Raw genomic sequence first — 20,248 nt, forward strand, 5'->3', positions numbered from 1 at the left:
TCACAGACGATTTTGATTTTCAAGAATCGAACTGCAAATTCAGTTCTTAACTTTTTTCTTGATAGAAAGATGAAGCTCGTCAAGCTGGGCGTCGCTTACTTCGCCTGGCGCTTCTGTCATCAGGCAGCTTGCACTTGCCGTTTTCGGGAATGCAATCGTATCTCTCAGGTTCGTACGTCCAGCGAGAAGCATAACGAGACGGTCTAAGCCGAGTGCGATTCCGCCGTGCGGAGGAGCGCCGTATTCAAATGCTTCCAGCAGGAATCCGAACTGTTCAGCCGCTTCTTCTGGTGAGAAGCCGAGAAGCGCAAACATTTTTTCCTGAATATCCTTTTCGAAAATACGGATTGAACCGCCGCCAAGCTCATAGCCGTTTAAGACGAGGTCATAAGCTTGCGCTTTCATGTCTTCAGGCGCTGTTTCAATCAGCTCAAGGTCTTCTCGGACAGGCATTGTGAACGGATGGTGCGCTGCGTAAAAACGGCCTTCTTCCGGATCATGCTCTAATAGCGGCCAGTCGATGACCCATAAGAAATTGAACAATTTTTCGTCAATCAGTCCGCGTTCTTTCCCAAGCTTTAAGCGCAGGGCGCCGAGTGATGCGGCCACAACTTCGAATTGATCCGCTCCGAACAGCAGCAAATCACCTTCAGCAGCATCAAGTGCTTCAATCAGCTTAGACTGCTTTTCTTCATCAAAGAATTTAGCGATCGGGCCTTTCACTCCGTCTGCCTCAACCTTCACCCAGGCAAGCCCTTTTGCCCCGTAGTTTGCAGCAAAAGCGCCAAGAGCGTCGATGTCTTTTCTGGAGTAATCGCCGGCACCGCCTTTTACATTGATGGCTTTGACCACGCCGCCGTTTGCTACAGCTGATGAGAACACTTTAAATTCCGTATCCTTTACAATGTCAGACACATCCGTCAAAAGCATGTCAAAACGCGTATCCGGTTTATCAGACCCGTACTTGTTCATTGCTTCGTCATACGTCATTCGAGGAAGAGGAAGCTGAAGTTCCTCACCTTTTGTTTCACGCATAACCTTTGCCATCATCTCCTCAGCCAATGACATAATGTCTTCCTGGCTCATAAAGGACATTTCAATATCAATTTGCGTAAACTCAGGCTGACGGTCCGCACGCAAGTCTTCATCGCGGAAACAGCGGGCAATTTGATAATATCGTTCAATGCCTGATACCATCAGAAGCTGTTTAAATAGCTGCGGAGACTGCGGCAGCGCGTAGAACTCACCTTCGTGCACACGGCTCGGCACCAAGTAGTCACGTGCGCCTTCAGGCGTGCTTCCTGTTAAAATCGGCGTTTCAATATCAAGAAACCCATTTTCATCTAAAAAGTTGCGAACAGCTTTCGTCACGTTATGGCGCAGCTGCATCGTCTGGAACATAGCCGGTCTGCGCAAATCTAAGTAACGGTGTTTTAAACGAACGTCCTCTGACACTTCTTCAGCTTGATCAGAAATCGCAAATGGAGGTGTCTTTGCAGCATTTAATACGTTCACTCCATCAGCATGTATTTCGATCGCGCCTGTTTTCAAATTCGGATTAACTGTTCCCTCTTCACGCGCCACCACTTTTCCTTGAATATCAAGCACGTATTCATTTCTGATGCCTTCCGCAATAGCAAGCGCTTCTTTTGACACATCAGGGTTAAAAACGACTTGAACAATGCCCGTACGGTCACGCAAGTCAATAAAAATCAATCCGCCGAGGTCTCGTCTTTTTTGGACCCAGCCTTTCAGCGTTACAGATTCGCCAATTGCTTTTTCAGTTATATCACCGCAATAATATGTTCTTCCAAACAATGCGTTTCACTCCTTATCCCTTTTGGTTTGCCTTCATCACATGTATAAATTCATCAAGTGCCACTTCAATCTGTTCGCCCGTCTGTGCATCCTTTACATTGATTTTGTTTTGGGCAAGCTCATCTTCACCCAAAATCGCAATAAATCTGGCCTTTAAGCGATCAGCTGTTTTAAACTGGCCTTTCATTTTCTTATTTTCATAATCGATTTCACTGGAAATGCCTGCTTCTCTCAGTTTGTACACCAATGAAACAGAATAATCCTTTGCTTTTTCGCCGAGTGTGACGATATAGCAGTCGATTCCCTTATCAACAGGCAGCTCTCTTTTTTCAGCATCAATTGCGGCAAGCAAGCGTTCGATGCTCATCGCAAATCCGATGCCCGGTGCTTCAGGTCCGCCGATCTGTTCGACAAGCCCGTCGTAGCGTCCGCCGCCGGCAAGTGTCGTAATCGCGCCAAAGCCCTCCGCATTGCTCATAATTTCAAATGCGGTGTGGTTGTAATAATCCAGCCCTCTCACAAGGTTCGGATCGATTTCATACGAAATGCCAAGATCATTTAAGTATTGTTTCACTTTTTCAAAATAAGCGGCTGATTCTTCATTTAAATATGTCAAAATCGAAGGTGCCGATTTCATCAGCTCATGATCACGGTCTTTTTTGCAGTCCAAAATTCTAAGCGGGTTCGTGTGCAGCCGGGACTGGCAGTCTGAACAAAATTCTTCGATGCGAGGCTCGAAGTGTTTCACGAGCGCTTCTCTGTAGCTTTTGCGGCTATCTTGATCGCCGAGACTGTTTATGACAAGCTTAACGTTTTCTAAACCTGCTTTTTCATAAATACTCATCGCAAGCGCCATTACTTCAGCGTCGATTGCAGGGTCTTTCGAACCAATCGCTTCAATTCCAAACTGATAAAACTGGCGGTAACGGCCCGTCTGAGGACGTTCATAACGGAACATCGGCCCGACATAATAAAGCTTTGTCGGCTGTACAGGATTTGCGAACAGCTTGTTTTCATTAAAGGCGCGAACCGCAGCAGCTGTTCCCTCCGGACGAAGCGTCAGGCTTCTGCCTTTGCGGTCCTCGAAGGTATACATTTCTTTTTGTACGATATCCGTTGATTCTCCGACGCCTCTGGCAAACAGTTCTGTATGCTCAAAAATCGGTGTGCGGATTTCTTTATATTGATAAGTGCGGCAAGTGTCTCTCATAATTTGTTCAACATACTGCCAGCGATCTGATTCTCCAGGCAGAATATCCTGTGTTCCTCTCGGAATGTTATATCCCATAGGTAGACCTCCTTATGTATTCCTTATAAAATATCCAATGATCGTTAATGATGAAAATGAAAAAAACTCCCGCCCCTACTATACATGATAGTAGGGACGAGAGTTATACCCGTGGTGCCACCCTAGTTGGAATACGTTCATATTCCCGCTCGATCCTTTAACGCAGGTTCACGTTCACTGCCTAATGGCGTTATTCACGCGTTCAGCAGGAAACCTCCGGAGTGTTGTTTCGAGAAAGACGCAATGGGATCCGCTTTCAGCCTGGGGCGGGTTCCTCTCTAATCATGCAATCTGACCTACTCTTCTCCATTATTGGTTCAAATCTTTCATCATTTGCTATGTACTCAATTTCTATTATAATAATGGGATTGGGGTTCTCTGTCAAGCTTTATTCCGGTTGTTTTTCCTCAGCGCTGCTTCTTTGGACATAAGACCAAATTCAGATGCTGTTTCCGTAAGATAACCAGTCGTATCGGGATCTGCGTGATCGCTGTAATGCAGATTCGCTTCACCGTCGTGAAATGCACGTCCCATTTTTGGATGATATTTCATGATTTGCACACCTTTTTGATTGTATTTACGCTTAGTATAAACAAATCATTTTATTTTTATTTAAAAATCAGAAAGGACTTTACGATATTAAACAAGAATGCTTTTTTAATGATCATCAGAAAGGAGGACACAATGAACAAGAAATACTTTGTCCTTATTGTATGTATTATTTTCACCTCAGCGCTATTCCCGACCTTTTCATCCGTTACAGCTGCTCAAGGAGAAGCGGTCATCGCAACAGATGAAATGAACGTCAGAAGCGGCCCTGGGCTTAGCTACGGCATTACAGCGGAAGTAAAAAAGGGAGAACGTTATCCGATTTTAAAGGAAGATGGAGACTGGGTGCAGATACAGCTTGGTTCCGGAGAAAAGGGCTGGGTAGTCTCCTGGCTTATTACAAAGGAAGACCAGGCCAGCACAAGCTCCTCAGGAAGCAGTGACACTGTGACATCAACAGACCCCGATCTGCGGATGAGAAGCGGCCCGGGCACTTCCTACGAAGTCATCGGCAAATTCCCGCAAGGCAGCCAAGCATCTGTCATTGATAAAGATTCGGGCTGGATCAAGATATCCTATCACAGTGCCACCGGATGGGTATCATCTGAATATGTCACATCAGGAGGCAGCAGTTCAGCGTCTGATGAGAGTGACCAAACCGAGGATTCCGGTGCGTCAACGACGGGCACAGTCGGTGTTTCTTCGCTAAATGTAAGAGCCTCCGCCTCACATGACGCGGCAATTATAACAAAACTTGATCGCGGAACGAAACTGACGGTTCTCAACGAGAAAAATGGCTGGGCTCACATTGAGGTGAACGGGCTAAAAGGCTGGGTTGCAAGCCATTACCTTTTGACTAGTTCTGTTCCAGCTGATGATTCAGCAAATGCCGGCAGTTCATCCTCCGCTAAAAAAGCCTATATCATGTACGGAGGAACGAATCTAAGAAGTGATGCGTCAACATCAGCTTCGATCGTTGAGCGCGCTGCCAAAGGAGATTCATACACCATTACCGGTTCAAAGGGAAGCTGGTATGAAATAAAGCTTGATAACGGGCAAACTGCTTATGTAGCCAATTGGGTGGTCCAAACGTCTAAAAGCGCAGAAGAAGCAGGTGAACCGCCAGTCTCTGATTCCCCGTCTGGAAACGGCTCTCTAAACAATAAAACGATTATTGTTGACCCGGGACATGGAGGAAAAGACAGCGGAACGATCGGGTATTCAGGGAAATTCGAGAAAAACCTGACGATCAAAACGGCAAAACTGCTCGCCAGCAAACTTAGATCGGCTGGAGCGGATGTATATGTGACACGCCAGGATGATACCTTTGTCAGCCTGCAGTCACGGGTCTCTACCTCTCACTACCGTAACGCTGACGCCTTTATCAGCATTCATTATGACAGCTATGCGGATACCTCTACAAGAGGCAGTACAGCATATTACTACAGTCCTGCCAAAGATCAGGAACTCGCATCAGATGTCCACTCAGAAGTGGTGAAGCGTTCTTCCATTCCAGACCGCGGCGTATTATTCGGAGATTATTATGTGCTCCGGGAAAACAGACAGCCCGCTATGCTGTACGAGCTGGGATATGTAAGCCATCCGCAGGAAGAAGCCATTGTACATAGCAATTCATACCAAGAAAAAGTAACAGATGGGATCGAAAGCGGATTAGAGAAATACTTCCAATAAAAAAAGCTGCCTTTTGGCAGCTTTTTTTATTTTGAATCCATAATGAGCGTGACCGGTCCGGAGTTTGTAAGCTGAACATCCATCATTGCTCCAAACGTTCCGGTCTCCACTTTGATTCCTTTTTCACGAAGCAGGTCATTCCATTTTTCATAAAGACCTAATGCTTTATCAGGTTTGGCCGCGTTCATGTAGTTCGGCCGGCGCCCTTTTTTCGTATCTCCATAAAGCGTAAACTGTGAGACGGATAAAATCTCTCCTCCTATATCTACAAGAGACAGATTCATTTTCCCTTCACTGTCATCGAAAATACGGAGATTGACAACTTTATCGGCTAAATAAGCTGCATCATCTTCTGTATCATCGTGAGTGATGCCGACCAGCACCATAAGGCCTTGTCCAATTTGGCCGACGACCTCTTCGTCCACTGTAACGCTTGCTTCTGTTACTCGCTGAACAACTAATCTCATTTTCTAACCCCTTTAGTTCATGACGCGGCGCACAGAGTAGATATCTCTAATCTGTTTAATACGCTCGACGACTTTGTGCAAGTGATTGATATTCTGAATAAAAATCGCCATATGGATGGTTGCCACTTTATTGCGATCCGATTTGCCAGAGACAGATGAAATATTTGTTTTCGTTTCATTCACTGCCTGCAGCACCTCGTTCAGCAATCCGCGGCGGTCATACCCAAGAATCTCTATCTCAACATTGTATTCCTTGCGCTTTTGAACCTGTGACTCATGCTCCCACTCTACCGGGATCAGCCGCTCTTGGGCTTCATTCGTTTTGACATTCGGACAGTCTTCGCGATGGACCGAAACCCCTCTGCCTTTTGTGATAAAGCCGACAATATCATCACCTGGCACAGGATTGCAGCATTTTGATAAACGGACAAGGAGGTTGTCAATGCCCTTGACACGAACGCCAGCTTCCCGTTTTCTTCCTTGCGGGTATGGCTTAGGTTCCCCAGTGACTTCCTGAACGATCTTTTCCTGTTCTTCCTGATCGCGCTGCTTTCTCTCTTTTTCTGTTAGGCGGTTCGCCACCTGCAGAGCTGTGATGCCGTTGTAACCGACCGCCGCGTACATATCCTCTTCATTTGAGAAATTAAATTTGTCAGCAACCTTTTGAATATTCTCCGGCGTTAAAACATCCTTCAATTCAAAATCCAAGTTTTTAATTTCTTTTTCGACCAACTCACGGCCTTTTTCGACATTTTCTTCACGCCGCTGTTTCTTAAAGAATTGACGGATTTTATGCTTCGCTTGGGATGTTTGGGCAAGCTTCACCCAATCCTGGCTCGGGCCGTAGGAATGCTTAGAAGTGAGAATTTCAACGATATCACCTGTCCGAAGCTTATGGTCAAGCGTAACCATTTTTCCGTTTACTTTGGCACCGATTGTTTTATTGCCGATTTCAGAGTGAATCCGGTAAGAAAAGTCAATCGGAACAGAACCGGACGGAAGCTCGATTACATCTCCTTTTGGCGTAAAGACATACACCATGTCAGAGAACAAATCAATTTTGAGCGATTCCATAAATTCTTCTGCATCTGTCGATTCATTTTGAAATTCTAAAATTTCACGGAACCAAGAAAGCTTTTTCTCAAAGGTTGCACCTTCATTGGCTGCTTTCCCTTCTTTATAAGCCCAGTGAGCCGCAACCCCGTATTCCGCTATTTCATGCATTTCAAAGGTGCGGATCTGCACTTCAAGCGGATCACCTTTAGGCCCAATAACCGTTGTATGAAGTGATTGATACATATTCGGCTTCGGCATTGCGATATAATCTTTGAATCTGCCGGGCATCGGTTTCCAGCATGTGTGAATGATGCCAAGCACCGCGTAGCAGTCCTTTATGCTATTCACAAGAATACGGACAGCCAGCAAATCGTAAATTTCATTGAATTGCTTATTTTGCAGCACCATTTTTCGATAAATGCTGTAAATATGTTTCGGACGTCCCGAGAAGTCAGCCTTGATATTTACTTCTTCGACACGTTTCTTCACTTCATTGACAACCTCATCGACATAAAGCTCACGTTCTGCACGTTTCTTCTTCATGAGGTTGACAATTCTGTAATATTGCTGAGGGTTCAAATAACGGAGCGCCGTATCTTCCAATTCCCACTTAATTTTTGAAATCCCGAGACGATGCGCCAAAGGAGCAAAAATTTCCAGCGTTTCATTGGAGATTCTCCGCTGTTTTTCCTGAGGCAGATGTTTCAGTGTCCGCATATTGTGAAGACGATCCGCCAGCTTGATCAATATGACCCTGATATCTTGAGCCATAGCGACAAACATTTTGCGATGATTTTCCGCCTGCTGTTCCTCTTGAGATTTATATTTAATTTTGCCGAGTTTCGTTACGCCGTCTACAAGCATTGCCACTTCTTCGGAAAATGCTTCTTTCAGGTCATCGAGCGTCACATCTGTATCTTCCACGACATCGTGCAAAAATCCGCCCGCGATTGTGGAAGGGTCCATTTCAAGATCAACGAGAATCCCCGCAACCTGAATCGGATGAATAATATATGGCTCGCCCGATTTGCGGTATTGCTCGCGATGAGCATCTTCAGCGTACAGATATGCTTTTTCGACAAATGCGATATGCTCATCAGATAGATAGCTGCGCGCTTTATCTATAACTTGCTCGGCAGTCAATACTTGTTCGTTCGCCATGGAATCACCTTTTTTAAAATGTAAACTGTATTGTAGTTTATTATCAAGAAAAAAACGAAAGATGTAAAGAGCAGAAGTTCAAATAGCCAAATATTATATAAAATAAATGCAAAACAATAGGAAAAAAGCACCCTGACATGGAGTGCTTTTTCGTTATGCGGTTATCCTTAGTATTTCATCAATGTTAAGATGTCGTAATCTTCGAGCTTATTTCTGCCGTCAAGGTAAGAAAGCTCGATTAAGAAAGCGATACCAGCAACAACGCCGCCAAGTTCTTCAACAAGTTTGATTGTCGCTTCAATTGTGCCGCCTGTCGCAAGCAGGTCATCTGTAATAAGCACACGCTGACCAGGCTTAATCGCATCTTTGTGGATCGTTAATACGTCTTTTCCGTATTCCAAGCCATAATCCACTTTGATTACTTCACGAGGCAACTTGCCTTCTTTGCGGACCGGCGCAAAACCTACGCCAAGCGCGTAAGCAACGGGACAGCCGATAATAAAGCCGCGCGCTTCAGGGCCAACGACCAAATCAATTTGCTTTTCTTTCGCATATTCAACAATTTGATCTGTGGCATAGCGGTATACATCGCCTTTATCCATCAGTGTCGTAATATCTTTAAATTGCACGCCCTCTTTCGGGTAATCCGGTACAATTGTTACGTATTGTTTTAAATCCATCTGTTTTATGTCCTCCTCGTACTTTCATAAGCCTCTGAATCTTGTTTCATCAGCTTATTCAGCCATTCCTTCAGCTCTTCAGCAGAAGAATAATTCAGCTTTTGATCCAGTTCCATCAGCTGCTGTTTCGCCTGATATGTTTGTGAGTCTGTTAAGTCGCGTTTCTTTGCTCCGCTCACAACAGACAGCACACCATTCTCTATTTTAACAAAACCGAGATCAAAAAACACCTTTGTCATGAAATTGATTGTTTCAACGGACCAGCCTTTATGTTTTGCAAGCTCTGAACCGTGTTTTTTCACGTCAAAAGCGCCTCTTTTCAGCAAGAACGCATAATACCATTTAAAGTGGTCTCTTGCGGGAAAAGTTGATAAAAAGTGGTCCTCATGATTGAGAAAAATAAAATATATCCGCTCGGGCGCCTTGCCTTCCAGCAAACGTGCGAGCATGTCCAGCGAAGGCGGCGGATCCAGTAATACAATATATGCACCATCGAGGTCAAACGCCTTTGCTTGATCTTTAGAACTGATGACGTGCACTTCTCGGCGAAGGTCTTCAGTTTGAAGTAATGTTGTTGAGTCTTCTTTGAAAGAGACAATGGCCCGTTTAGCAGATGGAAGGACGGAAACTGTGTCTTCCCACGTCCGTTTTCCCCTTAAATCAAACAGCTGCCATTCAGAAACAGCGGCATCCTTTATCATAAGCTGCGGCTTTTTTCGATTGTTCCATTCGTTGATTGACATCTCACCGACAATAGAAATTCTTGAACCCGGTACGATGCCTTCTTCAAGCTCGCCTTTATTAAAACCGACGCAATCAAGCTGGGACGACTCGTTTCTGATCGTCATTTTGACATGAGTTTTATTTGCCCCTATCTTGCGGACATCTTCCAGTACTGCGTTTTCTACGAGAACGTGCGGTTTCGGGTTCAGCATGCCAAAAGGAGACAGCATGTTCATTTCTGCGATGCTTTCAACTGTAATGTCTTCGACGCCGCAGACAAGGTCGACTTCCTGTACGGGAATAAAATCCTCTTCCGTAAGCGTATTGTCCGCTATTTCATTCAGCCTGCTTCGCAAATCCGGCACATCTTCGGCTTTCAGCGTCATCCCCGCAGCCATTGGATGGCCGCCGAAATGAGGAAGAATATCTCTGCATTCAGAAAGGCTCTCAAATAAATTAAATCCTCTGATGCTTCGGGCCGAACCTTTAGCGATTCCCTTTTCTTCATCAATGCCAAGAACAATGGCCGGTCGGTAGAAACGGTCCACAAGCTTTGAAGCCACAATCCCGACGACTCCCGGGTTCCATCCGGCTTTGGCCACGACAATTGCAGTTTGATCGAGCCCTTGCTGTTCAACCATTTCAATCGCTTCATCCGTCATTTTGCTGACCATTTTTTGGCGCTCTTTGTTCAGCTGGTCAATTTCTGCGGCAAGCTCTTCCGCTTCAAACGAATCCTCTGACATAAGCAAATGAACAGCGGGATCTGCCTGTTCGATTCTTCCGACGGCATTCAGCCTTGGTGCGAGCTGAAATCCGACAGTTTCTTCGTTCGCTTCTCCGATGTCTCCGCCTGACAGCTTAATCAGCTCTTTTAAGCCGAGCCGATTTGTCCGTCGAAGCCTTTCAAGTCCTAGTGTTGCAATTAATCTGTTTTCGTCATGCAGCGGGACTAGATCGGCAATGGTGCCGATAGCCGCCAGGTCAAGCAGTTCATCAGGAAGTTCACCCAATAAAGCGTGGGCAAGCTTAAACGCGACTCCAACCCCGGCAAGCTCTTTAAACGGGTAAGTGCAGCCAGGCTGCTTCGGGTGGACGATCGCATGGACATCCGGAAGCTCCGGTCCCGGTTCATGATGATCGGTAATGATGACATCCAGTCCGAGTTCCTTTGCCACCTTCGCTTCATGCACAGCGGCAATTCCTGTATCAACCGTAATGATCAAAGAGAAGCCCCGTTCTTTAATCGAACGAAACGCCTGTTCATTAGGTCCATATCCTTCTTTAAAACGGTCAGGTATATAAAAATCAACTTGAGCCGACAGTTTTTGCAGCGTGTGAAGCATTACTGACGTACTTGTAACCCCATCGGCGTCATAATCGCCATATATCATAATCTTTTCTTGTTGTGAAATCGCCTGTTTTATTCGATCTGCCGCTTCTTTCATGCCTTTCATTTCAAAAGGATCATAAAAATCGGCATCCTTTGTATGTAAAAACAGCCTAGCGCTTTCTGCCGTATCAAAGCCTCTTTTTACAAGCAGGGACGCAACAAGAGGTGTTATATGCAATTGTTCTGTGAGTGATTTGACCTTATCCTGATCTGGTCGCTGGATTTCCCATCGCATTTTTGACGCTAACATAAATTCACCCCTCAACCACCCTATTATACTAGAGCAGGCTGAGGGGTTTCAAATAATATTCGAAAACTAGTCTTTTTTCTCAATCATGGCTGATGCATCCTGTGTGTCAGTCTGATCAGCAAGATGAGTATCCTCTTGTTTATGTATTGCTGTTCTATTTTCTTTCCGCAAGGTTTTTATTTCCCGCTTCAATTTCATTACCTGAAAAATGCCGACAGAAAATACGATCAGCGCTCCCATTAAAACTGAGCCCAAAATAACAAGAATGAGCGGCCATTCTGATCTTCCAAACAGGTAATCAACTTCTACGGATCGAACATTAATGACTGCGAAAATAGCGACAATTAAAGTGAAAATAAGTGCGAAAATAATGGTCCATTGTTTATTCATTCTCTTTTCCCCCAAACTTCTTATTGAGGTAACTTTCCCCATCAAGACTGGTTTTAAACATGGCTTAACACTGGGTTAAGACCCCTTAGCTGTTAATTTTTCCCGGATCAGCCTCTTCAGTCCGGTTCCCTCACCGGAAATCACAAGTGTATCGCCTTCGTCAATGACTGTTTCAGAGCTCAGATTCAATTTTTTATCCTGATTCTTCTTAATAATTGCAATGACCGTCACATGATATTCCTGACCCACATCCAAATCACCAATCGTCTGATGAATGGCAGGCGCTCCCGCCTCTGCTTTACACCACTCTATAATCAAATCATCAAGGGCTGACTCGACCTGTTCTAATGCTTTCGGTTTATAGGCCATTCCGCCAAGAATTGCAGACATTTGCCTTGCTTCAGCGTCATCAAACTGCACGGAGGCAACACATTCCTCATGGTCGTTTTCGTCAAAATAGTAAAGCTCTCTCCGTCCGTCATGATGAATGATAATTGAAATTTTATCACGGTTTCTAGTAATCATTTCAACTTTTTGTCCTATGCCCGGCAGCTCTGATTCGCGAACCCTCATATATAAACCCTCCTACATATCTGAAAACCAGTCATAAACACTTTTAACACCATATATATGTTTAAATGTAAGCGTATGTCATTATAGCAAATGTCTATTTTAAGTTCAATGCAACTTCAAAAAACAGGCTGCCCTGCAGAGGACAGCCTGATATTTTTTATTGCGCCGAATCTTTTTTCAGTTCTCTTCCTTTCCATGCAAGCCAAATTTGTGCGGCAATGTATAGAGAAGAATAAACGCCTGTTAACAGCCCGACCAATAAAGCAATTGAGAAGTTAGTAATAGAAGATGCTCCAAAGATCAGCAATGTCACAACAACAATCACAACAGTTAATACAGTGTTAATTGAACGTGTAAAGGTTTGCTGCAGGCTCAGGTTTACAATATGGTTCAGATCGGCAAATGTTTTCGGCTTACGCTTTTTCATATGCTCACGGACCCTGTCAAATGTAACGATTGTATCGTTAATGGAATACCCGATTATCGTCAAGATGGCCGCGATGAACGTAACATCTACCTCAAGCCTTGTAATACTGAAGAACGTGACGATAAAGAATGCGTCATATAGCAATGAGGCGATGGCAGCAATCGCCATTTTGTATTCGAATCGGATTGAAACGTAAATAATGATGCCAATAGAAGCTATAGCAACTGCGTACAGCGCATTTCTTGCCAGCTCCTTACCCACTGTCGGTGAAACTGTGCTGACATTTGGATCAGACCCGTATTTGTCTTTAAAATACGTTTTTACTTTTGCTATGGTTTCTTTATCTGGCACCCCGACAAAACGAGCAACACCGATATTGCTCTTTTCGCCTGACAGAACTACAGTATCAGGGTCCATACCAAGAGATTCAAAGTCCTTTTCAACTTGCTTTGTCGTCAGCTTATGGTCGCTTTGTACTTCAATCCGTGCACCGCTTGCAAAGTCAATGCCAAGATTCAGCCTGAACACAAGCAGGATAATAATCCCGGCAACCGTGACCGCACTGGAGAAAATAAAGAAGTATTTGCGTTTGCTCGTGAAATCCCATTTTTGGAATGGCGTATGCGGCTCTGTATTTTCATCCGTATCCTGAATATCCATGATATGTTTCTTATTGACACCAAACCAGCCTTTTTTCCGATCAAGCCATCTGCTTTCCACAAGGAGAGCGAGGAGAAATCTCGATAAGAAAACGGCAGTGATAAAGCTTGTCAAAATCGATAGGATCAGCATTGTCGCAAACCCTTTAACAGAGCTTGTCCCAAAGATAAAGAGCACAACCGCTGCAATAATGGTTGTAATATTCGCGTCAAAAATCGTCGCAAATGACCGTCTGTTTCCTGAACGGAAGGCAGAGCGGACTGACTTTCCTAGCTTGAGCTCTTCTTTAATCCGCTCATAGGTAATAATGTTGGCGTCAACAGCCATCCCGACACCTAAAATGAGAGCGGCAATTCCCGGAAGCGTGAGTACGGCATTCATCCAGTCAAAGATCTGGAGTGTAATGTAGATATAAACAGATAGCGTAATCACCGCGATTAATCCCGGCAGACGGTAATAGAAAAGCATAAATAAGAAAATAATTGCAATACCGACAATACCGGCAAACACCGTATCATGGAGAGCCTGCTGGCCGAATTGTGCGCCTACTGATGTCGAATACTTTTCAGTCAGTTTCACAGGAAGTGCACCTGCGTTTAAAATGCTGGCTAAATCTTTTGCTTCTTGAGCTGTGAAATGACCTTCAATTTTTACATCAGTTGTATTTAGCTCCTGACTTACATTTGGAGCGGATACAAATTTAGGATGCTCTTTTTGAACTTCTTTCTTAAAGGAATCACCTTTATCATAATCCAGCCAAATGACAAGCTGGTTGTTTGGCGCCATTTTCATGACCTTCTTGGTCACTTCACCAAATTTATCAGCGTCTTTCAGCTTAATCGTGACAATTGGCTCATTTGTTGTGCTATCATAAGTTTGTTTAGCGCCGTTTTCGACTAAATCAGCACCGTTTAACAGTTCCTTATCATTTGCATCTCTGAAAGAAAGCTGCGCTTCAGTCGCCAAAATTTCACGCGCTCTGTTTTGGTTTGTCACACCAGCGAGCTGAACGCGAATCCGATTATTCCCTTCAATTTGGATGTTCGGTTCGCTGACACCGAGAACATTGGCCCGGCGGTTCAGTGCCTCTACTGTGCTGACCAGAACGTCTTTTGTGATTTTGTCACCTTTTTTTACAGGCTGTACATCATACAGCACCTCAAATCCGCCTTGCAAATCCAATCCTAACGTAATATTGTTAGCGGCAGGCTTCGTAAAGTAGCCCAAGCCCGTGCCGATCAATAGAACGAAAAGGAAAAACGCAATCAAGCGTCCTTTTTTCATTATGTATATCCTCCCTTAAACCTGTGCGAATCAACCTGCTATCTCAGCAGTTCTTCCAATGCTTCCTGGCCCTCTTCACTGCCCAGCCAATTAGACGTTTTAAATGACTCAACGGTTGCATAGTTCATAAATTCGCCAATTTTCACTGATAAAATATCACTCGCCAGTTCATAAATGCTCAGTTCCGTTTTCTTTTTCCACTTCTTATCTGTTAAGTATGACCACAAACTTTCGAGTTCAACATCATCATACCCGAGAATCTTAAACTCTTCCAGTTTGCTGTAAAGAAACGGCCTGACGTGGTCTTTATATAGATCGGCTGGATGCTTCTCCACGAATTCCACGCTCCTTTTTTATTGTTTTTCAAGAAGACTTGTCATGCTTGGACGACATATACGCATATCTTTATTGTATATGATTCCAGGTAGTTTGAGAAGGCAGGGGGTAAAAATGGCGAAACAGACGTTTTTAAAGGGCACTCTTATCCTTATCGCAGCAGGAATGGTTACAAGAATGCTCGGGTTTGTCAACCGGGTGGTTATCGCCCGTTTTATCGGTGAAGAAGGAGTCGGGCTTTACATGATGGCAGCGCCTACCTTCTTCTTGGCCACTACATTAACTCAATTCGGTCTGCCGGTCGCGATCAGCAAGCTAGTCGCTGAAGCCAGTGCGCGGGGAGATCATCAAAAAACGAAAAATATTTTAGTCATGTCTCTGACCATTACGGGAGTGCTCAGCCTCATCTTTACACCGCTGTTTCTGTTTTTCGCCCCGGTTATGGCTGAAACGATGCTGACAGATAAGCGAACACTGTATCCGCTCTTGGCCATTACGCCGGTTGTGCCGATTATTGCTATATCGAGTGTGCTGAGGGGATACTTTCAAGGAAAACAGAATATGAACCCGCTTGCTATGTCACAAGTCCTTGAACAGGTTGTCCGCATTTCACTCGTGGCTGTCTGCACGACGATTTTTCTCCCTTACGGAATTGAATATGCAGCAGCGGGGGCAATGCTATCCTCAGTGGCAGGGGAACTGGCATCACTTCTTTATTTATTCGTTTGCTTTAAGTATAAAAAGACAATTAACATCAGAAAACATTTTTTCCAGTCAATTAAAAACGGAAAACAAACCTTTACCCAATTAATGAGCGTGTCCCTTCCAACAACCGGGAGCCGCTTTATCGGAAACCTCTCTTGGTTTTTCGAGCCAATCGTCGTCGCTCAAAGCCTTGCCATCGCCGGTGTGGCAACAGTTGCCGCAACAAAGCAATACGGGGAACTGACCGGCTTTGCCATGACGCTGCTGACTCTGCCCAGCTTTATTACATATTCTTTGTCGACCGCGCTTGTTCCTGCGATCAGTGAAGGAATGGAGCAGAAAAAATTGCAGGTGGTGGAATACCGCTTGGAACAGGCGATGCGTCTCTGTCTGCTCAGCGGAGGCATTTCAGTTGTTATTTTATTTGTATTTGCAGATGAGCTGATGAGAGTGATGTACGGTTCCTCAGGCGCAGCTGTATTTATAAAAGTAATGGCCCCATTTTTTCTGCTTTATTATTTCCAAGGCCCGCTTCAAGCTGTGCTGCAGGCGCTTAATTTGGCTGGAGCTGCGATGATGAACAGCTTAATCGGAGCGCTTGTCAAAACAGGCCTTATTTTTGTCCTTGCCACAAGGCCTTCTCTTGGCATTATGGGCGCGGCATTAGCCATTGTGACAGGCATGGTGCTCGTCACGCTATTGCACGCAGCAACCGTAAGCAAAGTGCTGCCGATCAGCATCAAAATCAAGGAGTACGCGCTCAGCTTCGCTGTTATTGTAATTTGCGGATTCATCAGCTCCGCCATCAAACATTATATAAGCTTTGGAGCATCTGAGGCTGTCAATCTAGCCGGATGGATTGCGGTGAGCGCCGCCATTTATATAATCCTCCTACTCGTTTTCCGTTTAATTAAAAAAGATGAGCTTCGCCGCATTCCCATTATCGGACGTCTAATCGTCCGATAACGGTTACGGGCGGTGCCCATCTTTTTCATCAATAAATAATTCTCCGTCTGTAAACGAGCAAAAAGAAATATCTGAAGGGTTTGTGTATCCGTGTTTTTGCAAACTTTCAAGCAGCCATTTTTTATCTTTACTGATTCTGGACAGGTTTTCTGTTTGAATGAAGCCGTCTATAATGAGCGGCATTTCGAGCTGTCGATGCTCTCCGCTGTTTTCTTTCTTAACAATAGTCAGTTTGCCCGACGGCTCTAAAATAGCAAATGATACGTCAGCTACTCTGTCGATGCTATTTTCTCTGAGCTGAACCATTAAATCATCAAAATTATAACGCTGTGATTTCATGGCGTCTTCGTCAATTTTTCCATATTTGATAATTATGGTCGGCTTACCGTCAAGAAGCTGGCGGACTTTTCGGTTTTTTAAAGAAAAGTATGCCAAAGTCACTTGAATGATCATTAATACAAGCATTGGCAAAATGGTATGAAATAGATGATCGTCTACGTTTTCTATGGCTAAAACGGCAATTTCAGCTATCATGATAAAGACAACGAGATCTAAAATACTAAGCTCTCCGATCTCCCGTTTGCCCATGAGACGAAAAATGATCAATATCACAAAATACAATACGACTGTGCGAAACGCAATAGTGAGAAGCTCTTCCATCATGCACCTCCAACTCATTATAGGTTGCAACAAAATGATCAATTTATGTAAGAAAAACCGATTGCATTTCACAAAGCTTTTATGTCTATTTCAAGGGATAAGGGAATACATTTTTACAAAGACGAGCCATCAGCATGTCTGACGGCTTTGTGCAAAAAGAACAGAAGCCTTTTAATACAGGCAGAAAGGAGACAATCATGGAGGAGACGAAACAAGTTGGAAAAGGCATTCTTTACGGCTTAATCGCCATATTTGCAGCCATGCTCCTGACAAGTTTGGCGGTTTCACTTTTATTGACCGCAACCTCGCTGGAAGAATCATCATTTAACTGGCTGATCACAGCTATCTCATTTCTCTCTTTATTTATCGGCGGGTTCATTTCAGGCGGGAAAGGCAAGGAAAGAGGCTGGATGATTGGAGCATTGACTGCCTTAAGTTTTTCTCTGATTATCTTATTGTTTCAGTATTTAGGATTCGGAAAGACATTTACAGCAGAACAGCTGATCTTCCATCTGGGATTTTTAGGGGTGTGCATGCTGGGCGGGATTTTCGGCGTGAACATGAGGGGAAACAGGTCTTCCACATAAAAAAGAGCGGGCTCACTTGCCCGCTCTTTTTTGTTTGCTATGTATAGCTCCTGCTGTTATTCAGCAGCAGAAACTTCTCTGATCGCGCGGCGGTCGAACGTAAGACGTGTGTTATCACCAGTCTTAATTACGACTTTGCTTTCGTCGATAGAGTCAACAGTACCGTGCAATCCCCCGATTGTCACTACTGAATCGCCTTTTTTCAGTTCCTCTTGCATTTGGCGTACAGCCTTTTGCTGCTTTTGCTGAGGACGAATCAGCAAGAAGTAAAGGACCGCAAACATTAAAATAATAGGAACCAATGTACCTAAAGTGCCAGTCATCATTTTCACCCCTTTCTGTAAGCCTGTTATGTTTATTTAGAAGCTTTTCGCATTTGGCTTGTTATAGCCGTAACGCTCAAAGAACTCTTCTCTGAAATCACCCAGACGATCCTCGCGAATAGCCTGTCTTACCTGCTCCATTAAGTGTAACAGAAAATGAAGGTTATGGTAAGTTGTTAATCGAAGGCCGAATGTTTCATTGCAGCGAATCAAGTGCCTAATGTACGCGCGAGTGTAGTTTTTACATGTATAGCAATCACACTCTTCATCAATCGGACGGAAGTCTCTTTCAAATTTCGCATTTTTCATATTGAGTCGTCCTTCAGCAGTAAACACTGTGCCGTTTCTTGCAATCCGTGTAGGCAGCACACAGTCAAACATATCGACCCCGCGGATCGCTCCGTCGATCAGTGCGTCCGGAGAACCTACTCCCATCAGATATCTCGGTTTATCCTTCGGCAAGAGCGGTGTTGTGAATTCGAGTACACGGTTCATGACATCCTTCGGTTCACCTACAGACAATCCGCCTATAGCATATCCCGGAAAATCAAGCGAAATCAAGTCCTTCGCACTTTGTGTCCGCAGATCTTCATATTCTCCGCCTTGTACAATACCAAACAGCCCTTGTTCATCCTGACGATTGTGGGCATTCAGGCAGCGTTCCGCCCAGCGGCTTGTCCGTTCAACTGACCTCTTCATGTAGTCGTACTCCGCCGGGTATGGCGGGCATTCATCAAACGCCATCATAATATCAGAGCCGAGTGCGTTTTGGATCTCCATCGCTTTTTCCGGAGATAAAAACAGCTTGTCTCCATTTAGATGATTGCGGAAATGGACACCCTCTTCCTCTATATTACGAAACTTGCTTAAAGAAAAGACCTGAAAGCCGCCTGAATCTGTTAAAATTGCGCGGTCCCAGTTCATAAATTTATGGAGCCCGCCCGCTTCTTTGACAATGTCTTGGCCCGGACGAAGCCATAGATGATAAGTGTTGCTCAAAATGATGCCTGCATCCATTGCTTTCAGCTCTTCAGGCGACATTGTTTTGACTGTCGCCAGTGTGCCGACCGGCATAAAAACCGGCGTTTCGAAGGAGCCGTGAGGCGTATGCACTTTGCCCAGCCGCGCTCCTGTTTGTTTGCATTCTTTTATAAATTCATAGCGTATTGGTTGTTCAGCCACTTTTGATGAGGCCTCCTGTTCTCAAATTATATAATCAGCATCGCGTCTCCGAAGCTAAAGAAACGGTATTCCTCTTCCACTGCATGGTTATAGGCACGCAGAATGTTTTCTCTTCCAGCAAGCGCGCTGACCAGCATAATCAATGACGATTTCGGCAAATGGAAGTTTGTAATCATTCCGTCAATGGCTTTAAATTCATAGCCCGGATAAATAAAAATAGATGTCCAGCCGCTTGATGCTTTAAATTGCCCGTCATGTTCCCCGGCAATCGTCTCAAGCGTGCGTGTCGAGGTCGTGCCGACAGAAATGATCCGACCGCCATTTTCTCTTACTTTGTTTAAGGCTGCAGCCGTTTCTTCTGACATTTGATAAAACTCTGCATGCATATTATGCTCTTCCACTTCATCGGCACTCACAGGGCGAAACGTTCCAAGGCCTACGTGCAGTGTGATGAACTCAATTTGCACGCCTTTGTCTTTCAGCTGCTGTAAGATTTCTTCCGTGAAGTGAAGGCCAGCTGTAGGCGCAGCAGCAGAACCGATTTCTTTTGAATATACTGTCTGGTAGCGCTCTTTGTCATCGAGCTGTTCTTTGATATATGGAGGGAGCGGCATCTCTCCAAGGGATTCAAGCACCTCGTAGAAAATACCGTCATATTGAAATTCCATCTTTCTGCCGCCGTGCTCAAGCTCTTCCGTGCAGATTGCCTTCAATCTTCCGTCTCCAAATGTGACAACAGTTCCTTTTTTCACCCGTTTCGCCGGTTTGGCAAGTGTTTCCCATTTATCACCGGTTTCCTGTTTCAACAAAAGAAGTTCCACTTTCGCGCCGGTATCCTCTTTTGTGCCGAATAACCGCGCAGGCAGTACCCGGGTATTGTTCAGGACTAGACAATCGCCTTCGTTAAAGAAACTGATAATGTGTTTAAACGAGCTGTCAGTAAGCTCTCCTGTATGTTTATCGAGCACCATCAGCCTTGAAGCATCACGCTGCTCCAACGGTACTTGTGCAATTAAACGTTCTGGTAGTTCAAAATCAAATAAATCGACTTTCATGATGATTTCACCTTTATTCTAGT

At 44.6% G+C, this 20,248-nt stretch carries 18 protein-coding genes and 1 other annotated feature; of the genes, 3 read left to right on the forward strand and 15 right to left on the reverse strand.

The window, feature by feature from the left end; genetic code table 11:
* Positions 1 to 39: 39 nt before the first annotated feature.
* The 3 genes from aspS to MKY50_RS14000 form a co-directional block, all read right to left on the reverse strand.
* Positions 40 to 1,818: an aspartate--tRNA ligase gene (gene aspS, locus MKY50_RS13990; RefSeq protein ID WP_341116849.1), complete on the reverse strand. Its 1,779-nt coding sequence runs from the start codon at positions 1,816 to 1,818 to the stop codon at positions 40 to 42.
* Between the two features lie 13 nt (positions 1,819 to 1,831).
* The gene (gene hisS, locus MKY50_RS13995) at positions 1,832 to 3,106 is read right to left on the reverse strand and encodes a histidine--tRNA ligase (protein ID WP_326237133.1); all 1,275 of its coding nucleotides are present in this window, start codon (positions 3,104 to 3,106) and stop codon (positions 1,832 to 1,834) included.
* 89 nt (positions 3,107 to 3,195) lie between these two features.
* Positions 3,196 to 3,428, reverse strand: a binding site (T-box leader).
* 59 nt (positions 3,429 to 3,487) lie between these two features.
* Positions 3,488 to 3,658: a YrzK family protein gene (locus MKY50_RS14000; protein ID WP_004399157.1), complete on the reverse strand. Its 171-nt coding sequence runs from the start codon at positions 3,656 to 3,658 to the stop codon at positions 3,488 to 3,490.
* Positions 3,659 to 3,790: 132 nt separating this feature from the next.
* On the opposite strand from MKY50_RS14000, the gene MKY50_RS14005 reads away from it, so the two are divergent.
* Positions 3,791 to 5,347: an SH3 domain-containing protein gene (locus tag MKY50_RS14005; RefSeq protein WP_004399040.1), complete on the forward strand. Its 1,557-nt coding sequence runs from the start codon at positions 3,791 to 3,793 to the stop codon at positions 5,345 to 5,347.
* A 26-nt stretch (positions 5,348 to 5,373) separates the two neighbouring features.
* Here MKY50_RS14005 and dtd read toward each other — a convergent pair whose 3' ends face one another.
* The 8 genes from dtd to comN form a co-directional block, all read right to left on the reverse strand.
* Complete coding sequence (dtd, locus tag MKY50_RS14010; protein ID WP_004398689.1) at positions 5,374 to 5,814, reverse strand: D-aminoacyl-tRNA deacylase; 441 nt, start codon at positions 5,812 to 5,814, stop codon at positions 5,374 to 5,376.
* Between the two features lie 12 nt (positions 5,815 to 5,826).
* Positions 5,827 to 8,031 carry a GTP diphosphokinase gene (gene relA / locus MKY50_RS14015; protein WP_003229747.1) on the reverse strand — a complete coding sequence of 735 codons (2,205 nt, stop codon included), beginning with the start codon at positions 8,029 to 8,031 and terminating at the stop codon, positions 5,827 to 5,829.
* A gap of 167 nt (positions 8,032 to 8,198) precedes the next feature.
* Positions 8,199 to 8,711: an adenine phosphoribosyltransferase gene (locus tag MKY50_RS14020; RefSeq protein WP_003229745.1), complete on the reverse strand. Its 513-nt coding sequence runs from the start codon at positions 8,709 to 8,711 to the stop codon at positions 8,199 to 8,201.
* 5 nt (positions 8,712 to 8,716) lie between these two features.
* Positions 8,717 to 11,077, reverse strand: a complete 2,361-nt coding sequence (gene recJ / locus MKY50_RS14025) for a single-stranded-DNA-specific exonuclease RecJ (protein WP_116316480.1) — start codon at positions 11,075 to 11,077, stop codon at positions 8,717 to 8,719.
* A gap of 66 nt (positions 11,078 to 11,143) precedes the next feature.
* Entirely contained in the window at positions 11,144 to 11,467 is a 324-nt protein-coding gene (locus MKY50_RS14030; RefSeq protein ID WP_003229740.1) for a LapA family protein, read from the reverse strand.
* A gap of 75 nt (positions 11,468 to 11,542) precedes the next feature.
* The gene (locus MKY50_RS14035) at positions 11,543 to 12,040 is read right to left on the reverse strand and encodes a cation:proton antiporter regulatory subunit (RefSeq protein WP_213385719.1); all 498 of its coding nucleotides are present in this window, start codon (positions 12,038 to 12,040) and stop codon (positions 11,543 to 11,545) included.
* Positions 12,041 to 12,197: 157 nt separating this feature from the next.
* A complete protein-coding gene (gene secDF, locus MKY50_RS14040) occupies positions 12,198 to 14,411 on the reverse strand; it encodes a protein translocase subunit SecDF (RefSeq protein ID WP_341116851.1) in 2,214 nt (737 codons plus the stop codon).
* A gap of 38 nt (positions 14,412 to 14,449) precedes the next feature.
* On the reverse strand, positions 14,450 to 14,746 hold the full coding sequence (comN, locus tag MKY50_RS14045) for a post-transcriptional regulator ComN (RefSeq protein ID WP_004398498.1): 297 nt from the start codon (positions 14,744 to 14,746) through the stop codon (positions 14,450 to 14,452).
* A gap of 115 nt (positions 14,747 to 14,861) precedes the next feature.
* On the opposite strand from comN, the gene spoVB reads away from it, so the two are divergent.
* Positions 14,862 to 16,418 (forward strand): stage V sporulation protein B, encoded by a 1,557-nt coding sequence (spoVB, locus tag MKY50_RS14050; protein ID WP_341116852.1) that lies wholly within the window; start codon positions 14,862 to 14,864, stop codon positions 16,416 to 16,418.
* Positions 16,419 to 16,421: 3 nt separating this feature from the next.
* Here the strand turns inward: spoVB and MKY50_RS14055 are convergent, their stop codons facing one another.
* Positions 16,422 to 17,078, reverse strand: coding sequence for a DUF421 domain-containing protein (locus tag MKY50_RS14055; protein ID WP_341116853.1), 657 nt, complete (start codon positions 17,076 to 17,078; stop codon positions 16,422 to 16,424).
* A 197-nt stretch (positions 17,079 to 17,275) separates the two neighbouring features.
* Between MKY50_RS14055 and MKY50_RS14060 the strand changes: the two genes are divergently transcribed.
* Positions 17,276 to 17,665: a TIGR04086 family membrane protein gene (locus tag MKY50_RS14060; RefSeq protein ID WP_031315243.1), complete on the forward strand. Its 390-nt coding sequence runs from the start codon at positions 17,276 to 17,278 to the stop codon at positions 17,663 to 17,665.
* Between the two features lie 56 nt (positions 17,666 to 17,721).
* Here the strand turns inward: MKY50_RS14060 and yajC are convergent, their stop codons facing one another.
* From yajC to queA, 3 genes are read right to left on the reverse strand one after another with little or no spacing between them, the layout of a single operon-like run.
* Positions 17,722 to 17,988 (reverse strand): preprotein translocase subunit YajC, encoded by a 267-nt coding sequence (gene yajC / locus MKY50_RS14065; protein WP_004398708.1) that lies wholly within the window; start codon positions 17,986 to 17,988, stop codon positions 17,722 to 17,724.
* Between the two features lie 36 nt (positions 17,989 to 18,024).
* Entirely contained in the window at positions 18,025 to 19,170 is a 1,146-nt protein-coding gene (tgt, locus tag MKY50_RS14070) for a tRNA guanosine(34) transglycosylase Tgt (protein ID WP_003229725.1), read from the reverse strand.
* Between the two features lie 26 nt (positions 19,171 to 19,196).
* The gene (queA, locus tag MKY50_RS14075) at positions 19,197 to 20,225 is read right to left on the reverse strand and encodes a tRNA preQ1(34) S-adenosylmethionine ribosyltransferase-isomerase QueA (RefSeq protein WP_003229723.1); all 1,029 of its coding nucleotides are present in this window, start codon (positions 20,223 to 20,225) and stop codon (positions 19,197 to 19,199) included.
* Positions 20,226 to 20,248: the final 23 nt, after the last annotated feature.

The organism is Bacillus sp. FSL R7-0685, assembly GCF_038002425.1.
Classification (GTDB): domain Bacteria; phylum Bacillota; class Bacilli; order Bacillales; family Bacillaceae; genus Bacillus; species Bacillus subtilis.

Bases quoted from the DNA above. Each gene is read 5' to 3' on its own strand.
- hisS (WP_326237133.1), bottom strand. From the start codon at position 3,106: ATGGGATATAACATTCCGAGAGGAACACAGGATATTCTGCCTGGAGAA.
- MKY50_RS14000 (WP_004399157.1), bottom strand. From the start codon at position 3,658: ATGAAATATCATCCAAAAATGGGACGTGCATTTCACGACGGTGAAGCG.
- MKY50_RS14005 (WP_004399040.1), top strand. From the start codon at position 3,791: ATGAACAAGAAATACTTTGTCCTTATTGTATGTATTATTTTCACCTCA.
- dtd (WP_004398689.1), bottom strand. From the start codon at position 5,814: ATGAGATTAGTTGTTCAGCGAGTAACAGAAGCAAGCGTTACAGTGGAC.
- relA (WP_003229747.1), bottom strand. From the start codon at position 8,031: ATGGCGAACGAACAAGTATTGACTGCCGAGCAAGTTATAGATAAAGCG.
- MKY50_RS14020 (WP_003229745.1), bottom strand. From the start codon at position 8,711: ATGGATTTAAAACAATACGTAACAATTGTACCGGATTACCCGAAAGAG.
- recJ (WP_116316480.1), bottom strand. From the start codon at position 11,077: ATGTTAGCGTCAAAAATGCGATGGGAAATCCAGCGACCAGATCAGGAT.
- MKY50_RS14030 (WP_003229740.1), bottom strand. From the start codon at position 11,467: ATGAATAAACAATGGACCATTATTTTCGCACTTATTTTCACTTTAATT.
- MKY50_RS14035 (WP_213385719.1), bottom strand. From the start codon at position 12,040: ATGAGGGTTCGCGAATCAGAGCTGCCGGGCATAGGACAAAAAGTTGAA.
- secDF (WP_341116851.1), bottom strand. From the start codon at position 14,411: ATGAAAAAAGGACGCTTGATTGCGTTTTTCCTTTTCGTTCTATTGATC.
- spoVB (WP_341116852.1), top strand. From the start codon at position 14,862: ATGGCGAAACAGACGTTTTTAAAGGGCACTCTTATCCTTATCGCAGCA.
- MKY50_RS14055 (WP_341116853.1), bottom strand. From the start codon at position 17,078: ATGGAAGAGCTTCTCACTATTGCGTTTCGCACAGTCGTATTGTATTTT.
- MKY50_RS14060 (WP_031315243.1), top strand. From the start codon at position 17,276: ATGGAGGAGACGAAACAAGTTGGAAAAGGCATTCTTTACGGCTTAATC.
- yajC (WP_004398708.1), bottom strand. From the start codon at position 17,988: ATGACTGGCACTTTAGGTACATTGGTTCCTATTATTTTAATGTTTGCG.
- queA (WP_003229723.1), bottom strand. From the start codon at position 20,225: ATGAAAGTCGATTTATTTGATTTTGAACTACCAGAACGTTTAATTGCA.